This window comes from uncultured Limosilactobacillus sp. (assembly GCF_934202235.1).
Classification (GTDB): domain Bacteria; phylum Bacillota; class Bacilli; order Lactobacillales; family Lactobacillaceae; genus Limosilactobacillus.
On record NZ_CAKPXS010000010.1, the window covers coordinates 21173 to 40725 of the forward strand.

General features: G+C 50.8%; 15 protein-coding genes. 7 read left to right on the top strand and 8 right to left on the bottom strand.

The annotated features are described in order from the left end of the window. The first annotated feature begins 46 nt into the window (after nucleotides 1–46). Together Q0E49_RS02790 and Q0E49_RS02795 are read left to right on the top strand one after the other, a co-directional pair. Nucleotides 47–1477, top strand: coding sequence for a C69 family dipeptidase (locus Q0E49_RS02790; protein ID WP_295746434.1), 1431 nt, complete (start codon nucleotides 47–49; stop codon nucleotides 1475–1477). Nucleotides 1478–1618: 141 nt separating this feature from the next. Beyond that, nucleotides 1619–2953: an NAD(P)/FAD-dependent oxidoreductase gene (locus Q0E49_RS02795; protein WP_295746435.1), complete on the top strand. Its 1335-nt coding sequence runs from the start codon at nucleotides 1619–1621 to the stop codon at nucleotides 2951–2953. A 132-nt stretch (nucleotides 2954–3085) separates the two neighbouring features. Here the strand turns inward: Q0E49_RS02795 and Q0E49_RS02800 are convergent, their stop codons facing one another. The 6 genes from Q0E49_RS02800 to Q0E49_RS02825 form a co-directional block, all read right to left on the bottom strand. Next, nucleotides 3086–4396, bottom strand: coding sequence for an MFS transporter (locus Q0E49_RS02800; protein ID WP_295746436.1), 1311 nt, complete (start codon nucleotides 4394–4396; stop codon nucleotides 3086–3088). A 190-nt stretch (nucleotides 4397–4586) separates the two neighbouring features. Then, on the bottom strand, nucleotides 4587–6551 hold the full coding sequence (locus Q0E49_RS02805; RefSeq protein ID WP_295746437.1) for an LPXTG cell wall anchor domain-containing protein: 1965 nt from the start codon (nucleotides 6549–6551) through the stop codon (nucleotides 4587–4589). Continuing rightward, nucleotides 6520–7419 (bottom strand): GbpC/Spa domain-containing protein, encoded by a 900-nt coding sequence (locus Q0E49_RS02810; protein WP_295746438.1) that lies wholly within the window; start codon nucleotides 7417–7419, stop codon nucleotides 6520–6522. Before Q0E49_RS02810 ends, Q0E49_RS02805 begins: the two co-directional genes overlap by 32 nt. Nucleotides 7420–7870: 451 nt before the next feature. Then, the gene (locus Q0E49_RS02815) at nucleotides 7871–10408 is read right to left on the bottom strand and encodes a M1 family metallopeptidase (protein WP_295746439.1); all 2538 of its coding nucleotides are present in this window, start codon (nucleotides 10406–10408) and stop codon (nucleotides 7871–7873) included. Between the two features lie 161 nt (nucleotides 10409–10569). After that, on the bottom strand, nucleotides 10570–12108 hold the full coding sequence (locus Q0E49_RS02820; RefSeq protein WP_295746440.1) for a gluconokinase: 1539 nt from the start codon (nucleotides 12106–12108) through the stop codon (nucleotides 10570–10572). Between the two features lie 58 nt (nucleotides 12109–12166). Further along, a complete protein-coding gene (locus tag Q0E49_RS02825; RefSeq protein WP_295746441.1) occupies nucleotides 12167–12838 on the bottom strand; it encodes a phosphoglycerate mutase family protein in 672 nt (223 codons plus the stop codon). A gap of 114 nt (nucleotides 12839–12952) precedes the next feature. On the opposite strand from Q0E49_RS02825, the gene Q0E49_RS02830 reads away from it, so the two are divergent. The 3 genes from Q0E49_RS02830 (at nucleotide 12953) to Q0E49_RS02840 (ending at nucleotide 16114) form a co-directional block, all read left to right on the top strand. Further along, nucleotides 12953–13204, top strand: a complete 252-nt coding sequence (locus Q0E49_RS02830; protein ID WP_295746442.1) for a hypothetical protein — start codon at nucleotides 12953–12955, stop codon at nucleotides 13202–13204. 229 nt (nucleotides 13205–13433) lie between these two features. Continuing rightward, the gene (locus Q0E49_RS02835; RefSeq protein WP_295746443.1) at nucleotides 13434–15566 is read left to right on the top strand and encodes an LTA synthase family protein; all 2133 of its coding nucleotides are present in this window, start codon (nucleotides 13434–13436) and stop codon (nucleotides 15564–15566) included. An 80-nt stretch (nucleotides 15567–15646) separates the two neighbouring features. Next, nucleotides 15647–16114 carry a GNAT family N-acetyltransferase gene (locus Q0E49_RS02840; protein ID WP_295746444.1) on the top strand — a complete coding sequence of 156 codons (468 nt, stop codon included), beginning with the start codon at nucleotides 15647–15649 and terminating at the stop codon, nucleotides 16112–16114. A gap of 52 nt (nucleotides 16115–16166) precedes the next feature. Here the strand turns inward: Q0E49_RS02840 and Q0E49_RS02845 are convergent, their stop codons facing one another. Together Q0E49_RS02845 and Q0E49_RS02850 are read right to left on the bottom strand one after the other, a co-directional pair. Next, a complete protein-coding gene (locus Q0E49_RS02845) occupies nucleotides 16167–16793 on the bottom strand; it encodes an NUDIX hydrolase (RefSeq protein WP_295746445.1) in 627 nt (208 codons plus the stop codon). 12 nt (nucleotides 16794–16805) lie between these two features. Continuing rightward, nucleotides 16806–17801: an NAD(P)/FAD-dependent oxidoreductase gene (locus Q0E49_RS02850; RefSeq protein WP_295746446.1), complete on the bottom strand. Its 996-nt coding sequence runs from the start codon at nucleotides 17799–17801 to the stop codon at nucleotides 16806–16808. Nucleotides 17802–17999: 198 nt separating this feature from the next. On the opposite strand from Q0E49_RS02850, the gene Q0E49_RS02855 reads away from it, so the two are divergent. Continuing rightward, on the top strand, nucleotides 18000–18959 hold the full coding sequence (locus Q0E49_RS02855; protein ID WP_295746447.1) for a nucleoside hydrolase: 960 nt from the start codon (nucleotides 18000–18002) through the stop codon (nucleotides 18957–18959). A gap of 122 nt (nucleotides 18960–19081) precedes the next feature. Further along, on the top strand, nucleotides 19082–19553 hold a 472-nt coding region (locus tag Q0E49_RS02860), incomplete at its 3' end, for a cation:proton antiporter (RefSeq protein WP_295746448.1).

The following is a 19553-nucleotide window of genomic DNA, read 5'->3' on the forward strand; positions in this document are numbered from 1 at the left end:
AACAACAGTAATTAGCAAAAGATTGATTGAAAGAAGCGATTATTTAATGGCCAACAAAAAACTTTCCTCATGTACTGCTATTCTCGTCGGGAAAGGCGCAACGATGGACGGTTCCACCATCATTGCCCGTGACGAAGACGGTTATGATGGTGTCAACCCGAAGACCTTCACTGTCGTCCCAGCCAAGCACTACGACGAACACTTTGTTTCCAAGTACAACGGCTTTGAAATGGACTTGCAGGGCGACGGCTGCCGCTACACTGCAACCCCTAACGGTGACCCGAGCGAAGGGATCTGGGGCGAACAGGGAATTAACGAATACAACGTGGCAATGAGTTCCACCGAAACCGAAGGAACCAACGCCCGCTGCCTTGGCCACGACCCGCTGGTCAAGAACGGGCTGAACGAAGATGCCATGCTGTCCGTTGTCCTGCCCTTTATCAAGAGTGCCAGTGAAGGCGTTGCCCGTCTCGGTAAGTTAATTGAAAAGTACGGGACCGGCGAATGCAACGGGATCGCCTTTTCTGACCACGACGAAATCTGGTACCTGGAAACGGGTGCTGGTCACCACTGGGCAGCCCAACGGATTCCGGACAACTCTTATGCCATCTGCCCGAACATCATGTGCATTGAAGAGATTGATTTCAACGACCCGGACAATTTTATGTTTGATCCAAACCTCCAAAGCTTCGTTGAAAAGTACCACCTGAACCCAACGCCAGAAAGCTTTAACTACCGCAACATTTTTGGAACCCAGAGCGAAGCGGATGCTTACTATAACACCCCACGGACTTGGTATGGTCAAAAGCTGTTCAACCCAAGCATTGAACAGGACCCAACCAGCCAGGATATGCCATGGCTTCGTCAACCAGAAAAGAAGATTGCAGTCGAAGACGTCGAAAAGTTCCTGTCGTCGCACTACAACGGCACCGAATACGACCCATTTGACACCTTTGCTTCTGGCGATAAAAAGCAGCAAAAGAAGTTCCGTTCAATTGCCCTCGACCGGAACCAATCATCCTGCATTCTCCAGTTGCGTAACGACGTTCCAGCCGAATTCTCCGCTATTCAGTGGGTCAACTTCGGCTTCTACGCTTACAGCCCGTATGTGCCATTCTACACGAACATCACTGACACACCGGCTAACTACAAGGTTGCTAGCCAGGAAGTGACTGCCGACTCCGCTTACTGGATGCACAAGTTGCTTGAGGTCGTTGTTGAGCCACGCTACCACCAGTTCATCAACGAAGTGAACGCCTTCCGCGACGGCTGCCAAAGCTATGGCCTGTCCCGGATTGATGAGATTGATGCCAAGGCCAAGGGTCTCGCTGGCGACGAACTAACTGCCTACCTGACGAAGGAAAGCATCGCCACGGGGAACGAAATTAGTCACCGCACCCACCTGCTGCTCAGCTCACTGATCCGTCAGACCCTGCTGAGTTCCAAGTACCAGTACGAGATGGGCGACAACCTATAAAAAGGATGCCTAACGTCAATAACTCCTGCTACTGTGAAGTGGCGGGAGTTTTTATGTTCCCAACAGGCATTTTATTTTTCTTCGTCACCGCTTTCAATTATGATGAGAGCAGCAAACGTGCACGCAAACGGAGGTCGTCACATGAAAAAATATGATTACATTATCCTTGGTACCGGTCCCGCTGGTTACAAACTGGCCCGCCTATTAGCTAAAACCGGCAAGTCCCTGCTGGCGGTAGAAGGCGGACTCTTTGGTGGTACCTGTCCCAACGTCGGCTGTGAACCAAAAATCTTCCTGTCGGGTGCCATCCACGTGGCTCAAGCTAGTCGGCAGTTAGTTGGCCGCGGCATCAGTCAGCCCGCAGTTGTCGACTGGGACCAATTAATGGCCACCAAGAAGGCCCGTTTTGATTCCTGGCCCAATGAAACCAAGGCGATTTATGAAAAAATGTGTGACGTGGCGGAAGGCTACGGCCGCTTCACCGGTCCGCACACGATTGAGGTTGCTGGCCGGCAGTACGAAGGTAACCACATTATTATTGCCACCGGTCACCGGCCACACCGCTTGACCATCCCCGGTGCTGACTTGATGCACGACAGTAGCGACGTTCTCTCCCTTGAACACCGTCCCAACCGCGCCGTCTTTATTGGTGGCGGCTATGTCGCCATTGAACTAGCCTCCTTCCTCGCCGCTGCCGGGACGAAGGTAGAGATGTTAATCCGCTCCGACCGGATCCTCCGCGGTTTTTACAGCAAGTACGCCGCCGCAATGGTGACGGCGTTGGCCAAGCAGGGGGTAGCATTCCACTTCCACACAAATGCGACCCGGGTTGACCAGGATGGTCAGTCCTTCCGCGTGACTACCAACCGGGGAAGAACGATCGACACTGACTACGTTGTTGACGCTAGTGGCCGGGTCCCCAACATTGAAAAGCTCAACTTGCCAGCCGCCGGGATTGCCGCCTCTGCTAAGGGGATCGACGTCAATGACCACCTTCAAACCACTGTCCCCGGTGTCTACGCAATCGGTGACATTACTAGCCAGAACGTTCCCAAACTAACAACAGTGGCTGAACTAGAGGCCGACTACCTCTACCAGCTGCTGGAAGGCAAGCAGACCGCTGCTCTCCACTACCCAACTATCGGCACAGCCGCCTTTGCCTTTCCGGAAATTGCCCAGGTGGGAGTCAGTCCGGATGACGCGGCTGACAACTCTTCCTACCAGGTCGAAGAACGCTCGCTGGGTGGTGGCAGTTTTTATGCCGGACTCAACGAACAGGATGCCCAATTAACCCTCGTTTACGACCAGGACAATCAGCTCGTTGGTGCGAGTGAAATTGGTGCCACCGCCGCTGACGATATCAATAACCTGGTGCCCGTGATTGGCTTGCAAATTACGCGGCAAGAATGGCAACGACACGTGTTACCACTCTACCCCGCCCTGGCGGATAAGGTTAGCGGACTACTGAAAAAGTAATAGCAGTAACTATTCCAGTATTGATAGCAACTAAAACTGAACTCCACCCCACTGAAAAACCCTGTTGTCCGAGCAAACGAACAACAGGGTTGCTTTATTTTACTGCTAAAAACAGGGACTACAATTAACGAGTTACTTCTGCCGAAACCGGGGTGAAGTTTCTGGTGCCCAGACAAGACAAACCAAGCCACCGACTAGCAGTACGATAATACAGACAATCATGGCTAACCGTGAACCACCAAGGTTAGTTAAGACCGGCAGTAAAAAGGTCCCACTGGCGGCACCAAACCGGCTGATGGTAATACAAGCACCAACCCCACTGGCCCGCACTTTAATGTCAAACAGTTCCGTCGGGTAGGGGTAATCCAGAACCAGTCCGGCTGACAGTAAAATGGCAAAGCAGGCAAAAAGACCAATCTGGACGAGTGGTGACCATGCTTGCCCAATAATCAGCAAGATCATGGCGAGAGCTGACAAGAAGAAGGTTCCCATCAAAAACGCCCGGCGGCTAATCCGGCGAAAGAGCCAGCTGCCGAGCATGACGCCGGCAAAAACACAGATATTGTAGATAATCCCGGACAGTAAATCATTGCCCAGGTGCATATTTGCCAGCAAAATCGGCAGGAAAATAGACACACCAAAGAAGGCAAAGGCCTGGCAAGCGTAAAAGGTGCCACCAACAATTGTCCGCCGCCGGTAGGCCGGGCTAAAGAGCGTCTTTAACCCGATATCGTCAGGCGTTTGGTTGCGCAACTGCTTGAGTGACAGTCCCCAGCGTTTGCCCAGGTGCTTTTGAATAACTTTTTGCGCCTTATGGTTTTTCCCCTGGCTTGCCAGCCAACTGGGTGATGATGGCAGCCGAAACATTGAACGGTAAGCAGCGGTTATTAACCCCGGAACAGCGCCAGTCGCCAGAATAACCTGCCAGGTATGACTACCAAATCCCCCGACAAAAGTTCCTACGAGGTAAGACGCAATAAACCCCAGCGTCCAGTAGACAATTAACTGGCTCTGGAGCTTACCACTCTGTTTGGCGGGCAGCCATTCCACCAGCCAGGCATTACCAACCGTATAATCAATAGCGATCATCAAACCAATCAAAACCCGGAGCACAAAGAGAATCGCCATATTTTGCGTCAATAATTGCCCCAACGAAAAAATACTAAAAAGGTACATATCAATCATCAGCATCTGCCGGCGACCAACCTGGTCAGCAATCTTGCCAACCAGGGCACTCCCAGCTAATCCCAACAGGCTGCCGGCTCCAACCAGACCGACCCAGAAATCACTGATTGTCATGGTCTGCTGAGCACGCGCAATCCCGGTCCCAATGATGCCGAGCGCGTATCCACAGGCAATTTGTCCTAGAATCAGTGTCAGGTAAATTTTTAGGTGAATTGTTGATAAAGGTGCTTTTTTATAGTCTTTTTTCGTATAATTCATTGTGTTTTGGCACTAATCAGCCAAAAATTGATACCTCCTCAAAAAAGTACAGTATGAAGAGGTTAACATAATTCATTACCAAAAAACAAATCAGGACCGTTTTACTCTCTTGCTAAAATAAAAAGTCTTAGAGAAAAAACACTAGTTTAATCCCTAAAACTTTTAAAAATGGGGCTGTGACATAAGCCCCCTACTTACTGCGTTTGCGGAAAAGAAACCCCAGGGCAGAGAACACCTCTAGCAACCCCACCACTAGCTGACTATGATTGCTTTCATTACCCGTTTGCGGCAATTGGGTATGACTTGAGTGACGTTCCTGAATCGGCCAAACAGCTTTATTTGTCAGCTTGGCCGGTTCACTAGGCTTATTTGGTGTCGTTATACCTGGTTGGTGATTGTCCCTCACTGGAACATCAGTGGTTGGTGCGTTCTTGGTGTAAACAACCGTCTTTTCAACGTTCTTCCCGTTATGGTCAACGGTAATCTTACCAATTTGTACTTGATCCGGCGCGTAACCGTGAATCTCCGGACTCTTCACACTGCTGAAATCCTGTGCTGGTGTCCAGTTACCCCAAGTAATTTGGCCAGTAACGGCATCCTGCTCGCCCGTCCGCGTAAAGGTCTTTGGTACGGCGACGTAGTCATCGTGTGCCTGGCGTCCATCTTCAAACTGGTAGTGGATGATTTCCTTCACAGTTTTACTTTGACTAACTGCTGTTGGTGCCTTCTTGGTGTAAACAACTGTCTTCTCAATGTTTTGACTGTTGTAGTTCACGGACACCCCACCAATGACTTCCTTGGCTGGCGTGTAACCGTGAATTTCGGGGCTTTTAACCTGAGCAAATTGTTGGGTTGGTGTCCAGCTACCCCAGGTAATCTGGCCAGTAACCGCATCTTTTTCACCGGTCCGCGTGAAGGTATTTGGTGTTGCAATATAGTCATCATGTGCCTGACTGCCGTTTTCAAACCGGTAGTGAACAATTTCCGTAACAGTTTTGCTTTGCTTTACTACTGTCGGGGCGTTTTTGGTGTAGACAACTGTCTTCTCAATATTCTGACTATTGTGGTCCACAGACACCCCACCAATGACTTCCCTGTCTGGCGTGTAACCATGAATTTCAGGACTTTTGACACTAGCGAATTCTTGGGCTGGCGACCAAGCACCCCAGGTAATCTGGCCAGTGACCGGATCCTGTGTTCCATCAACGGTAAAACTAAGCGTCTTTTCATAATCTGGTGCCGCCTGACGACCATCAGCATAGACGTAATGAATCCGTTCCGTAACTGTGGCTGGATCATGTACCACAATCGCCGGTTTTTTCGTGTAGGTTACCGTCTTCTCAACGTTCTGACTATTGTGGTCAACGGTAATCTTGTCAATTTGTGCATGGTCCGGGGTATAGCCGTGAATCTCCGGACTCTTGGCCTGAGCAAATTGTTGGGCTGGTGTCCAAGCACCCCAGGTAACCTTGCCGGTAATGACATCCTGCTCACCCGTCCGCGTAAAGGTCTTCGGTACTGCAACATAGTCATCGTGTGCCTGACGACCATCTTTGTACTGGTAGTGGATAACTTCCGTCACCGTCTTGCTTTGACGGACCGGCTTAGTCGGATTCTTGGTATAGATAACTGTCTTCTCAATGTTTTGACTGTTGTGGTCAACCGTTACCTCACCAATGTTTTCCTGATCCGGAGTGTAGCCAGCAACCGTCGGACTGGAAACCTTATCAAAGGACTTAGTCTCCCAATGATCCCACGTTACTTCGCCAGTTACTGGGTCTTTAATGACTTGATGGCCTAACGTTACGTGTTTTACAACATCTGGCTTAGCCATTTGACCGTCTTGGTACTTGTAATGAATTGTCTCAGTCACCGTCTTCCCCTTAACCTCCACCGGTTTCGGGGTATAGGGAATCGCAGTTGTTGCCCGGAACCAAACACCCGTGTAGTCAATATCACCACCAGCCGGATCCAGTCCCACCTCAAAAGTCGGTGTTGACTGAGTCAACTCAAGGAGTGCTGAACCCACATAAGTTCCACTGGCATGGGTGTCCCAATCATAATAAGGGGTTCCGGTTTGACGTTCGTCCCTGTGAACCGTTTTGGTAGCCGGATCGTACCAGTCAATATAGGTAATATCGTCGTTTGCTCGCAAATAACCATCTTTTTTGAAGGTTGACCTTACTACCAACGATGGTCAGTGGCTTCCCTTCATCGACCTTCACCTGTTCAATATGCTGGCCGTTCCCATCTTTGTAGTTGTTAAGTGAACTAAAGACAAGGTAGCCTTTGGACTGGTCATTAAATTTCACTGGCTGTTGCTGTTGGTCATCATAAAAAAGCTGAATGGCCACTTTCACATTTTTGACGTAGAAAATATCAAAGCCGGCATTCACATTATTGAAAACTGCCAGCGACATTGGGCGATCACTGCCAGGCCACGCTTCAAAATTACTAAAGGTGTAAACCACACTCTTGATCGGACGGTTGTCATAGGAGCTATGTTTCAAGCCGGTATAAGTGACTTTAATCACGCTACCCGGCTGAACATTGGTCCAACACTCCGATTTGGTGGGAACACCATAATGATTACCGTCATCGACTGGCGCCTGGCCAACCCGACTCCCTGATATTTTGACCGTTGCATCTGGTTCATCGTGGATCACGAGTGTTTGGTGAATGTCATGTGAGGTGACCCGCGTGCCTTCACCAACCTTACTACCATCCTGTGACGTCGTTGAACTGTCATTATTTGCCGCTACCGGATCACTAGTTGAATCCTGGGCCGATGAATGAGCAGCTAACTGGCCGGTGGGAGCTGCCGGCGTTTGATCACTGGGTTGGTGCTCGCCACTAGTCGCCAACTGACTATTAGCACTTACACTGTCCGTATGAACCGCTGTCAACAATATTATCCCCAACATGACCGAGACAACCCCAATCCCAAGTTTACGGATTCCCCACCGTTGAACCCGTTGACTCTGCTTGAATAAACTTATCCGAGCATTACTTTTTGAAACCATTCTCTTTCTCCGTCTACTAAAATATTTTTATTTGTCAAAACGGTTTACTATTTTACCTGCCCCGTTTCAGCCCGTAAAGATAAAAATCTAAGAAAACGATTTCTTTTACGGATTTTCCAAATGATCGACGAACTGCTGCCTGGATATGCTTATATCTTTATTAGATTGTTAATTATCTTCTCGATTGTCAACTGGCAAATAATTAGGAATAAATAGCAAAGAACCAACTCTCTTTATCGTTTTTTATATTACGCTTACTAATTAATTAATCGATCATTTACCATCAGTCGTGTCTTTTAAGTCAGCACGTTACTGGTGGCTTTGCCTAACCACCCCCAAGCATTGAGATACCAACCATGCGGGCAACTCCATTACTAATCTCACGACAAAAAAGTCCCTCGTTATCACATTAACGAGAGACTTAAATATTGAAAATCTTTGTCTTTACAGACTATTTATTAGAGCAGATATTAGCAACTGCTCGGTTAACAGCGGCGCCTTCCTTAGCAACCAAGTCGGCCTTCCCGCTGATGATCTTGGTGTCCATCTCAATTTCACGAGTCAGTCCTGGCGTTTGCAGCTTCGGCTCAAAGAAGTCCTTGAACTCGTTCAACCGTTGGGCAGTGTGGAAGACTCCGGCCGTGACGGTGATGTAGGTAGCAAATTCCATGTCGCCACCGACCGTGGCGTCCAACCAGCCCCAGTTGTCACGCAGCCAATCCCAGGCAAGCTGCTGACCATCGTTATTTGCGAGGACTCCACGGTACCATGCCCGCAGGTCCTGCGGCTTGATCGTTGCCGCGTCCTTGAAGTACTGGTTAACCAACTGAGCAAGCAGGTCCTTGTCTGGCAAGTTAGTCAAGGCAAAGCAAATGTCTTCCTTCAGTCCCCCATCAGCAGTTTCCCGGTAAAGGTCAAGGAGTTGGTCAAACAGTTCCTGACTCGGGTGTTGCTGCACCTCGTTCTTCAGGATGTACGGCCGGGTGTCAGCTGGCAGGTCAGCTAGCTGGTCCTGGTGGCTAGCAAAAAGCTGGTGAGCCTGTGATTGGGCATCCTGGTTACCGGCATAAAGGCTGGCACTGAAGATGTACGGCCGCACGAGTTGGTCGTCGTTGGACTCGCCTTCGACTGGCGTCCAACCGAGCCGGGCTTCCTGCTTGTTACTCAGCAGAGCGAAGAAACGCTTTAACTGCTTTTCCTCTGCCGACCCAGGGGTAACAAAGTTCTTCAGGTAGTTAGCAATCCGGTACAGGGCGTTGGCCACCACGGCTGACTTGCTGTCCTTAAAGCGAGCAATCAATGCTACCAGGTCAGCATATGACCGTAGTCCACCTTCGGCCAGCAGCCGGGCATCCTGGAGGAGTGCCAGTTCATCGATTGGTGACAGCTGGTCACGGTGGTCGAGGAGGTCTTGTTCTAGCTGGTCGTCATAATCAACAATAAAGTGTGAATTATTACCAACGTTCAGCTGCAACGGCTGCCCATTTTGCTGGCGCAACTGCTGGTAGTCACCAAGAACCAAGTCACGGTCCGTCATTAGTTGCGGTGCCTGGTCGTAGTTGCAGTTCAACGGAATCTGCCACAACCGTCCCTGGTCATGGTGTTCACCGATGAAGAACTGCTGTTGATGAAGAACTACCTGTCCCTGGTCGTTAACCTTGACACTCACAACCGGGTAGCCTGGTTGTTCCAGCCAGGAGTGCATGATCTTGCCGATGTCCAAACCAGAGGCATCGCCCAGTGCCTTCCAGAGGTCATCCCCAGAGGCGTTGCCATACTGGTGGTCGGCGAAGTACTGCTTCAACCCCTTCCGCAGGTTGTCATCGCCCAGTAAGGAGCGAACCATCACTAACATCCGAGAACCCTTGGCATAGACAATGGCAGCATCAAAGAGTGAGTCAATTTCTGCCGGGTCGTTAACGTCCTGGTGAACCGCCTGAACACCGTCCGTGGCGTCCCGTTGCAGGGCCATTGGCGATTCCGTAGTCTGGAAGAGTTCCCAAATATGCCAATCCGGCTGGAGCGCATCGACAGAAACGTATTCCATCATGTTGGCGAAACTCTCGTTCAACCACAGGTCGTCCCACCACTTCATCGTTACCAGGTCACCAAACCATTGGTGAGCCAGTTCGTGGGTAATCACCGTCGCCACAACCTGCTTGTTTTCGAGGGTGGTGTTGTCAGGGTCAACCATCAAGTAAACTTCCCGGTAAGTGACCAACCCCCAGTTTTCCATTGCCCCGGCCGAGAAGTCAGGCAGCGCTAGCTGGTAGGAGTGCGGTAATGGGTACGGTGTCTGGTAGTAATCTTCGTAAAATTCAATACACCGCTTGGCAATGTCCAAAGCAAAGTCCAGTTCCTTGCTCTGGTGCGCCTTGGTCGCAAAGACACCAACCTCGACGCCGCTCTTGGTCTTGGTCAGATTCGACTGCATTTCACCAAAGGCAAAGGCCACCAGGTAAGATGACATTCGGACGGTCTGTTGGAAGTAGTGGTAACCGTCTTCGACGTGGTCTTCTGGCATGTTGGCGATGATTGTTTCCCCAGCATGTTCGTCAAACTTGATGGCGAGGGTGAACTTCGCCTTAGCCGCCGGTTCATCGACGCACGGGAACGCCTGCCGGGCCGCAGTGGTTTCAAACTGGGTCCCGATCAATTCCTTCTTCTCGCCATTAACCTGGTAGTAGGACGGATAAATCCCCATCATTGTATCGGTTAACTTAGCGTGGTAGTCAACCACCGCTGTTAGCTGACCCTGGTGGGCATTCACCGTGAATAACTCCTCGTCATCATTGACTTGAAAGTCAGCTGGCTGGCCATCAACCGTTACCTGGTCAATCGTCAAAAACTTCTGGTTGAGGGCAAACCGATCGGCCAGGCTCTTCCCCCTGACCGTTACCTGTCCCTTAATCGTCTTGGCTGCCCGGTTGATGTTTACCTTTACCAGGTAGTCTTCCGGAACAAATGTGTCTAATAAGCGCTTTGCCATTGAACTGTCATCTCCATCATGTATTTAAGAACCATTATACGCGTTTTGCGACAGCCTTCCTAAAAGAAGGTATTAAAAAAGGCTGTCATTGCTGACAACCTTATTTAATTTGCCCCGGTTTTTAAGTTTACCCGGCCCTGATACAGGTGCACCGTTGCTGCCTATTCCTGGTAGTGGCTTAACCGTTCCTGCAGTGCCGCCAGTGACTGGTAGGACGGCGTTAAAAAGCCTTCTAACCGGGTAAAAATTGGTAGGACCTGCTGGTAAATATCCACTGCTTGAGCTTGTGGCTGGTAGTCGGCCATCACAATATCATGGTTAGTAGTCGCCGCAACTGTTGTCGTTTGGCCAACACTTTTCATCGCCATCGTCGCCGCACCAAGGGCTGCCGCCGCAAAGTGCTGGGGCACTTTCACCTCGGTATTCAAGACGTCAGCAAGCATTTGCCGCCAGACTAGTGACCGGGAAAAGCCACCAGTAGCCGTGACACTCTTGGGGCGCCCCACCAGTTCGCAGAGGACCTGGAAGACGGTTGCAATGTTCATCGTGATTCCCTCCATGACCGCCCGCAGCATATCAGCACGGGTGTGGAGCGGTGTTAAGCCGGAGAAGCTACCACGAGCATTAGCGTCCCACAGTGGAGCTCGTTCACCACCTAAAAAGGGGTGGAAGATCAGGCCATGGGCGCCGACGGGGGTTTCCGCAATCACACTATTAGCCACGTCAAACTGGTCACCACCGCTATTGCGGACCGCGTTGGTATCTACCATGTGGCGAACGGCCCAGTCAAAGACCGCCCCACCGTTGTTGAGGGGACCACCAACAACCCATTTTCCCTCATCTAGGCAGTAGCAAAAGAGCCGCTGTTCCGGGTCAATTACCGGGTGATCGGTCACCACGCGCACCCCGGCCGAAGACCCGATCGTAATAGCGACGGTATCCTCCGCTGTTGCCCCGACACCGACGTTGGTCATTGCGCCGTCGTAAGCGCCAAAGATAAAGGGAACATCTTTCGGTAAGTTTAACCGGTCGGCCATCGTTTCAACCAGCCCCCGTTGCTGAGTCGTCCCGTTTACCACCTGGGGAAGCTGGTCGGAACTGATACCGGCCATTTTCAAGGCTTCACTATCCCACTCCGACTTCGTGATGTTAAACATCCCTGTCGAACTAGCAATTGAGATGTCGACCTTGAAGCAGCCGAACAACTGGTTAAACAAGAACGATTTCACGTCGCCAACGTAGGCCGCCTTCGCCATTAAATCAGGGTGAGCTTCCTGCAGCCACATCAGCTTAATCAGCGGTGACATCGGGTGGATTGGCGTCCCAGTCCGCGAATAAAGGGGTTGAGCGGTCAGAGACTGCTGAACCCGCTTAGCAACCCGGGCGGCACGGGTATCGGCCCAGGTAATCACGCGAGTCAGTGGCTGGTAGTGGTCATCCAGCAAGATCACACTCTGGTTGGAACTGGAAAAGCCAACCGCTTTAATCTCGTTTGGTGTTAAGTCCGCAGCAGCCACTACCTCGTTAATAACGTCCACCACCGCGTTGACTAATTGCCGGGGTTCTTGTTCAGCCATCCCGTCAGCTTGCCGGTACAGTGGGTAGGTTTGACTGGCCTCCTGAATTTTGCGGGCAGTCTGATCATAGACCACGGCCCGGGTGGTTGTCGTCCCAACATCAACACCAAGATAGTAACTCATGAGCGATTTCCTTTCTGCCTTAGTTGTCACCATTATACCGGATTATCAACCGCCAACACTAGTCAGCCGGCAACTTCGTCTGATTATAAGCCTTAATGCGAACGTCACTGCCATCCATTGTGAGGATGGTAAGGCTCCCGTTGGCTGGCCGTTTCGTCACGTCATACTGTCCCTGCCCAAAACGTTCTGCCAAACTAAGCAAGGTGTTGCCGTGAGTTACCCACAACACATTATCACCGTCGCGCAGATCAGCATGCCGGATTAATCCCAGACCCTGGTTAACTCGTTGCCAGTACATCTCATTATTTTCGGCCTGGTGGAAGGGGTCAGCTTCGTGCAGGTAGTCCTTGGCAACCCCGATGGAGTGGGCCTGAACAATCTCCTTAAAGGAAGAGTAACCGTGAGGCAGCCCGGCCATATTCCACGCCAAGTCCATGTTAGTCCCCTCAAACACTCCGTAAAATTCTTCCCGGAAAAAGGGTGAATAAACCGCCTGTTTCACTGAGTTTGCCCGGTTTAGTTCCAAGATCTTGCCAATTGTTTCCTGGGCCCGCGTTGTGTCACTACAAAATGCCGCTGCAAAGTGGACGTCCTTGAGCATTTCACCAGCGTGGACGGCGTTGGCCCGCCCCTTTTTGGTCAGCGGTGAATTACTCCACCCCTGTAGTTTGTTGTAAATATTAAAATAAGTTTGCCCATGACGCACCAGGTATAGGTTCAATTTTGCCATTTTGTTTCCCTCCTCCCCCTTATTTTAACTGGCAAGTAATGATTTGCGCACAACTTCTTCACAAAATTCCCGTAAGATAAACCACAGTGGTCAAAAAGAAAGGGGCACGACAACATGACACTCCGTCGGGAGACTAAACACGTCACCGCAGCCAAAATCATTGGGATGACGGGTACCAGGGTGACCATCATTACTGCCCGCGGTCGGCTGATGATCATCCCCCTGACCAAGAAAAACCGGCATGACCGGCTGATGATGGCCTCATTAAAGGATATCTGGCGAGAAGGAATTTGGATCCCGGTCAACACCAAGTTGAAACGCTTTTTCCGCTCTGACTGGTTAACCCAGCCCGCCACCGTCAAATAGTGATGGCTCACCAATTAAAAGCAGCAAATTTCACACGGTACTGCACCTCCTCGCAGCACCGTGTTTTCTTTTCTGCCCTCCCGGAAGCTCATCGGAAAATTTAATATCCGCATTGATTGTGATAAAATGGGACGAAATGTCATGGGAAATGTGACCCATTTCCACCCATTTCCTACAACGATGCTATTTAAAACAAGAGAATTGAGTTAAACGAGGTTCATTGTTTCTAATGAAAAAAATCAGTAAGTTTGTAAACACAAGGATTGGCTTCTTTGCCCTCCTAGTGGTCTTTTTTTGGTTAAAAACACTCCTAGCATACTTTACCGACTTTAAGCTGGGAGCAACGACTCTCTGGCAGTACATCATTTTGCTCTTCAACCCCCTGGGGACGACGATGCTGCTATTTGGGATCGCCTTTTACTTTAAAAAGTCGCGGTTCTTTTACCCGGTCATCCTGCTAATTGACGGGCTCAACACCCTGCTGTTGTACCTCAACGTCATTTATTTTCGGGAATTCACCGACTTCATGACCATTGCCACCATGACGGGGTATTCCAAGGTCAACCAGGGTCTTTCCGGGTCTTCGCTGGCCCTGACCAACGTCCACGACCTTCTTTACTGGACGGACATCGTCGTCATCCTCCTGCTGATGCTGTTCAAGAAGATCAAAATTGACCCGCGGGCCATCGGTTCCCGGCTGGCCTTTGCCTTTACGTCGGTCTCGCTCGTCATTTGCGGGCTCAACCTGACTTTTGCCGAAATGAGCCGGCCACAGTTACTGGACCGGACGTTTGACCGGACCTACATCGTCAAGTACATGGGGATTGACTTCTTTACCGGCTACGACCTGGTTAAGTCACAACACATCCACAACATGAGAAAGAGCGCCACGCGGTCAGAACTGGACACCGTCCACCGCTTTACCGAGAAGCACTACGCCGCCCCTAATCCGAAGATGTACGGGATTGCTAAGGGCCGTAACGTGATCATCATTCATCTGGAAAGTTTCCAGCAGTTTATCATCGATAAGAAGATCAATGGTCAAGAAGTGACACCGTTCTTAAACTCGCTGTACCACAGCAACGAAACGTACGCCTTTGATAACTTCTTCCACCAAGTTGGCCAGGGGAAGACTTCTGACGCCGAAAATATGTTGGAAACCAGTACCTTTGGTCTCCCCCAGGGATCACTCTTTGCGACCCTTGGTGCCGATAATACCTTCCAGGGGGCACCAGCGATCCTCAAACAACGGGCCGGCTACATCAGTGCCGTTTTCCACGGGAACGTGGCTAGTTTCTGGAACCGGAATAACGTCTACAAGAACCTGGGTTACCAGTACTTCTTTGACGCCTCCTACTTTGACACCTCCGGCGACAAGGCGATGGGTTACGGGCTCAAGGACAAGTTGCTCTTTGACAACTCGATCAACTACCTGCAGAACCTCCAGCAGCCGTTCTACGTTAAGTACTTAACAGTGACGAACCACTTCCCGTTTGACCTTGACGATGAAGATAAGGACCCGAACTTCCAAACCACCAGCACTGGTGATTCCACCGTCGATAATTACTTTGTCACCGCTCACTACCTTGACCAGTCGCTACAGGAATTCTTTAACTACTTAAAGAAGACCGGGGTTTACAACAACTCGCTGATCATGATCTACGGGGACCACTACGGGATTTCCAATACGGAAAACAAGTACCTGGCACCGGTAATGGGTAAGTCCGCGGACGACTGGACCGACTTTGACAATGCCCAGCTGCAGCGCGTCCCAATGATGTTCGTCATCCCCAACGCCGGTAACCACGGTTATATTTCCCACGTCTACGGTGGAGAAATCGACGTTTTGCCAACCCTGCTCCACCTGCTGGGAATCAGTTCAAAACGCTACATCCAGTTTGGGACTGACCTCTTCTCCAAGCAGCATGACCAGGTAGTTGCCTTCCGTAACGAAGACTTTGTTACGCCAAAGTACACCAGCGTTAACGGGACAATTTATGACAATGCTACTGGCAAGGAGGCCAAGTTGACCAAGAAGCAGAAGAAGCGGGTCGCCGCTGATGCTCACCTCGTCAACAAGGAATTACGCCTCTCTGACTCGCTAAACCAGAAAAACCTGCTACGGTTCTACCACCCGAAGGGCTTCAAAGCCGTCAATCCGGCCGACTACAACTACGCCAACGGGTTAAAACGGGAAAAGCAGATTGAGCGCAAGCTGGGGAAGAAGTCGACCAGCATCTTCAGTCGCAATAATAACCAGAGCACGGTCAATGACTACTCAACCGATGCTCCAGAAAAGAACCACAAGTCGACGGATTCTAACCGGATTAAAATTACCAACCCGGATAATTCAAAGAACTAACGACAAAGGACGTGCCGATAGCTGGCACGCCCTTTTATGTAGTAGAATGAAAAAAGCAAGAAGTCCCCGGGAGGTGCCCCATGAACAACGATATTATGATTATCCCTACTAGCCAGATGACGAAAGAGCACCGCCAACTCTACCTGAATGCTGACCCGGACGAACAGCTCGTCAAGCAGTACCTACCGCGGTGTTCCCCATTTGAGTTGCGCGTCGACGATGAGCTGATCGGAGTCATCCTTCTTGAGCCCCTGGACAAGCAGACGGTTGAAATTAAGAACTTGGCCATCGACCCGCAGTGGCAACACCACGGGTACGGCAAGGCCCTCGTCCAGTTTGCCAAACGCTACGCCCGCTTGCATGGCGCTAGCACCCTCGTCGTTGGTACCGGCTCTACCAGTATGGCATCCCTCCTCCTCTACCAAAAATGCGGCTTTCGCATCACCAACGTTGACCGCGATTTCTTTACCCGCCACTACCAGCAGCCGATTTACGAGAACGGCATCCGCCTCCGCGACATGGTGAGGCTGGCAATGACCGTCAAATAAGAAAACAAATCCCCCGGTATTTTCTCCGTGAAGAATGCTGGGGGATTTCAGTTTACTCAAACCGGGTTTGCCAGTGCGGATCGTGTGCGGCAGCAAAGCACAGGCGAATCTGGTCCTCGTTGCTCTTGCGGGTAATGAGCGGCGGCAATTCATCGAGGGCGAAGTAATCGTACCCCTGAGTTTCAATGTTTTTCTCGAATTGACCGCCAGTCACCCGGCTGAGAAAGAAGATTTTACAAATGCCATAAGGGCTCAGCGGCGGGCAATTATGCCGGTTATATTCCTGCAGGGCAATCACCCGTTGGACCACTGTGTGCAAACCTGTTTCTTCCCTGGTTTCTTTCACACAATTCTCAGCCACCGAAATATTGACTTCGGCCCATCCACCCGGTAAGGACCACTGACCATCCTGCTTCACCAACAGAATTTTACCCTCCCGGAAAATGGCGGCGCGGGTATCAATCTTCGGGGTTTGGTAACCACGTTCGTTGCAGAATAATTCTTGGACTTGGGAAAGGGACTGCCCCGACTTGGCAGCCATCATTTCTGCCGCCACCGTCCGTAGTTCCTGGTAGCGCTGACGGTCATACTTATCATTGCAGTACGCCAGGCCATCCTGGGCAAGACTTTGTAGTTTGATTGCCCAATCAATTAGCTGGTCATAGAACTTTGTTGACATTTGCTTGCCACCTTACTTAATTTTCATTGAACTGCTGTGGACAGCCAGCGACTTTTCAGGATACAACCGTTTTGCCAGGGCCGCCACCGCAACTGGGGCCTCGCCAAAGCCAGTGGCAATCAATGCCGTCCGTCCTGGATAAGTAACTGCATCACCAATTGCGTAAACTCCGGGGAAACTGGTTTCCATCTGCTGGTTAACCTTAATCTGGTGGCGTTCACTATCCAGTGGCAGCGACCACTGTGATAAAGCGGCGTTGTTGGCGGTGAAACCATAATTGACAACCAGTTGATCGACCGTCAGCCGTTGTTCTTCATCGCTGCGCATTTTCTTTAACGTCAACGTCAGCGATTGGTCATCATTAACCGCCAGGTCACGCGGCAAAAACGGCGTCATCATCTCAACCCCGTCCATGGCCCGTAACTGGTCCGCTACCAGCTCGTGCCCGCGGAACTGGTCACGACGGTGGATCAGGGTCACCTGTTCGGCAACGCCCGCCAGCATTTTGGCGTTATCTAACGCCGAATTACCACCACCGAGCACCGCGACCCGCTGACCGGTAAAATCAGCCTTATGACGGACAAAGTAGTGGACTTGCTGGCTAGTTAAGTCATCAGCTCCCGCTAGTCGTAGCTGTCGGGGGTGGAAGGCTCCATTGCCAAGAGCAATCAGCACACTCTTGCTCTGCGAGGTCCGGTTAGCCGATGAAATGGTAAAAGTCCCATCATTATTGGCAACCACGTCATTGACCTTTTCACCGGTAAACTGGTCAACGTCGACAATTGCCAGCTGCTGTTTAAGCTGGTCCACTAACTTGGCAGCCGTGATTCCCGGCAAGCCAGCAACGTCCCAGATTTGCTTTTCCGGGTACAGCGCCGTCAATTGCCCACCCAGCTGGGGCAGGCTTTCCACCAACTGGGCAGATAATTGGTGTAGTCCACAATAAAAGGCGACAAACATCCCCACTGGTCCCCCGCCGATGATCGTCACGTCGTAATTCTTCTGCATCTCAGCTGTTCCTCACTTTCTGTCTTTTTCAATAATGGTTAATTATATCATCGCGATCGCGACAATCTGTAACTAAAAGCTTCTTAACCACCAAATTAAATATTTTAAAAGGTTTTACGTAAAACGGTTGTGTTTGCGCTTTCAATTGGTTATCATGGATATTGTAACAATGACATTGCGAATTGGAGGCAATTACATATGGCAAAGAAAAAAATGATTCTTGACCTTGACACTGGTGTGGACGACGCCCTGGCGATCGCCTACGCTACTGCCGCTCCAGATGTCGACTTAATCGGGATTGTTTCATCATACGGTAACAACACCCTTGACGTCTGTGCCAAGAACGCCCTAAAGCTGTTGGAACTGCTGGGTCAAACCCAGGTGCCAGTTTACAAGGGGCTTCCGCATTCAAGCACTAGCGACCACTTCGATGTGATGCAGGTTTCAAAGGACATCCACGGTAACAACGGGATCGGGGAAGTTGACCTGCCAGAACCAAAGCGCCAGCTAGAAACTGAATCAGGGGTCGACTTCTTCATCGAAGCGGCCCACAAGTACGGCAAGGACCTGATCATCGTACCAACTGGTCCAATGACCAACCTGGCCGCTGCCATTGAAAAGGACCCTGAGATCACCCACCTGATTGGCAATGTCACCTTCATGGGTGGTGCGCTGACGGTTGAAGGAAACGTTACCGACGTTGCCGAAGCCAACATCAACCAGGATGCGAAGGCGGCCAACACCGTTTTATCCAGTGACCTGCCACAGACGATGGTCGGCCTGGACGTTACCCTGCGGACGCTGCTGACGAAGAAGGAAACGCAAAAGTGGCGTGACCTCGGCACCAAGGCCGGCAAGGCTTACGCCGACATCACCGACTTCTACATCGATGCCTACTACAACCTCGACATCGACAAAAATGGTTGTGCCCTGCACGACCCACTGGCAGTTGGTGTCGCCCTCGACCCATCATTTGTTTCCACCATTGCCCTTCACATGAAGGTTAACTACGGTGATAAGAATTACGGGCGGACGATCGGTGACAACAGCCGCTTGAACGACCCGAACCCGAACGTCAACGTGGCAGTTAACGTTGATAAAGACCGTTACCTCAAGCAGTTCATGGAATACCTGACTGGACTGTTTGAAAAGCATTAGTCCACAACACAGTCAACCACGCGGAATGCAGCAACTGCATTCCGCTTTTTTATACCAGGCGGGCAACAATTGCCGCAGCTTTGCAAAATAAGTTATAATGTGACGCGAACACGGAGGAGATCATGGAAAACCTAACAACCATTTTATATTTACTGGTGGCCGTCTTATGCGCCAACATTATTCATGCACTGTACCCCAAGATTCCCCTGGCACTTTACCAGATTGCCGCCGGGGCACTACTGATTTTGTCACCAGTCCACCCCAGCAACATTGAACTGGACCCCGAGATCTTTATGATGCTGATCATCGGGCCCCTGCTGTTCAATGACGGGCAAAAACAGTCGATTCAAAAGCTTACTTCCCACTTACGGTCAATCTGGTCGATGGCCATTCTCTTAGCAATTGTTACCGTCGGCGTCATTGGCGTCGGCCTGCGTTTCGGGATGCCGCATAAGTTTTCCCTCCCGGCAGCCTTCATGCTGGCAGCGATCGTGACCCCGACCGACGCCGTTGCCGTTAAGTCGCTGACCACCACCGTCTCCATGCCGGAAAATGTCAACGAGGTGCTGGAATACGAATCACTTTTTAATGACG

What these genes read in the sequence shown, in the direction of transcription:
- Q0E49_RS02855 (WP_295746447.1), top strand. Translation starts at nt 18,000, where the DNA reads ATGGCAAAGAAAAAAATGATTCTTGACCTTGACACTGGTGTGGACGAC.
- Q0E49_RS02790 (WP_295746434.1), top strand. Translation starts at nt 47, where the DNA reads ATGGCCAACAAAAAACTTTCCTCATGTACTGCTATTCTCGTCGGGAAA.
- Q0E49_RS02825 (WP_295746441.1), bottom strand. Translation starts at nt 12,838, where the DNA reads ATGGCAAAATTGAACCTATACCTGGTGCGTCATGGGCAAACTTATTTT.
- Q0E49_RS02840 (WP_295746444.1), top strand. Translation starts at nt 15,647, where the DNA reads ATGAACAACGATATTATGATTATCCCTACTAGCCAGATGACGAAAGAG.
- Q0E49_RS02820 (WP_295746440.1), bottom strand. Translation starts at nt 12,108, where the DNA reads ATGAGTTACTATCTTGGTGTTGATGTTGGGACGACAACCACCCGGGCC.
- Q0E49_RS02815 (WP_295746439.1), bottom strand. Translation starts at nt 10,408, where the DNA reads ATGGCAAAGCGCTTATTAGACACATTTGTTCCGGAAGACTACCTGGTA.
- Q0E49_RS02850 (WP_295746446.1), bottom strand. Translation starts at nt 17,801, where the DNA reads ATGCAGAAGAATTACGACGTGACGATCATCGGCGGGGGACCAGTGGGG.
- Q0E49_RS02795 (WP_295746435.1), top strand. Translation starts at nt 1,619, where the DNA reads ATGAAAAAATATGATTACATTATCCTTGGTACCGGTCCCGCTGGTTAC.
- Q0E49_RS02800 (WP_295746436.1), bottom strand. Translation starts at nt 4,396, where the DNA reads ATGAATTATACGAAAAAAGACTATAAAAAAGCACCTTTATCAACAATT.
- Q0E49_RS02810 (WP_295746438.1), bottom strand. Translation starts at nt 7,419, where the DNA reads ATGGTTTCAAAAAGTAATGCTCGGATAAGTTTATTCAAGCAGAGTCAA.
- Q0E49_RS02835 (WP_295746443.1), top strand. Translation starts at nt 13,434, where the DNA reads ATGAAAAAAATCAGTAAGTTTGTAAACACAAGGATTGGCTTCTTTGCC.
- Q0E49_RS02845 (WP_295746445.1), bottom strand. Translation starts at nt 16,793, where the DNA reads ATGTCAACAAAGTTCTATGACCAGCTAATTGATTGGGCAATCAAACTA.
- Q0E49_RS02830 (WP_295746442.1), top strand. Translation starts at nt 12,953, where the DNA reads ATGACACTCCGTCGGGAGACTAAACACGTCACCGCAGCCAAAATCATT.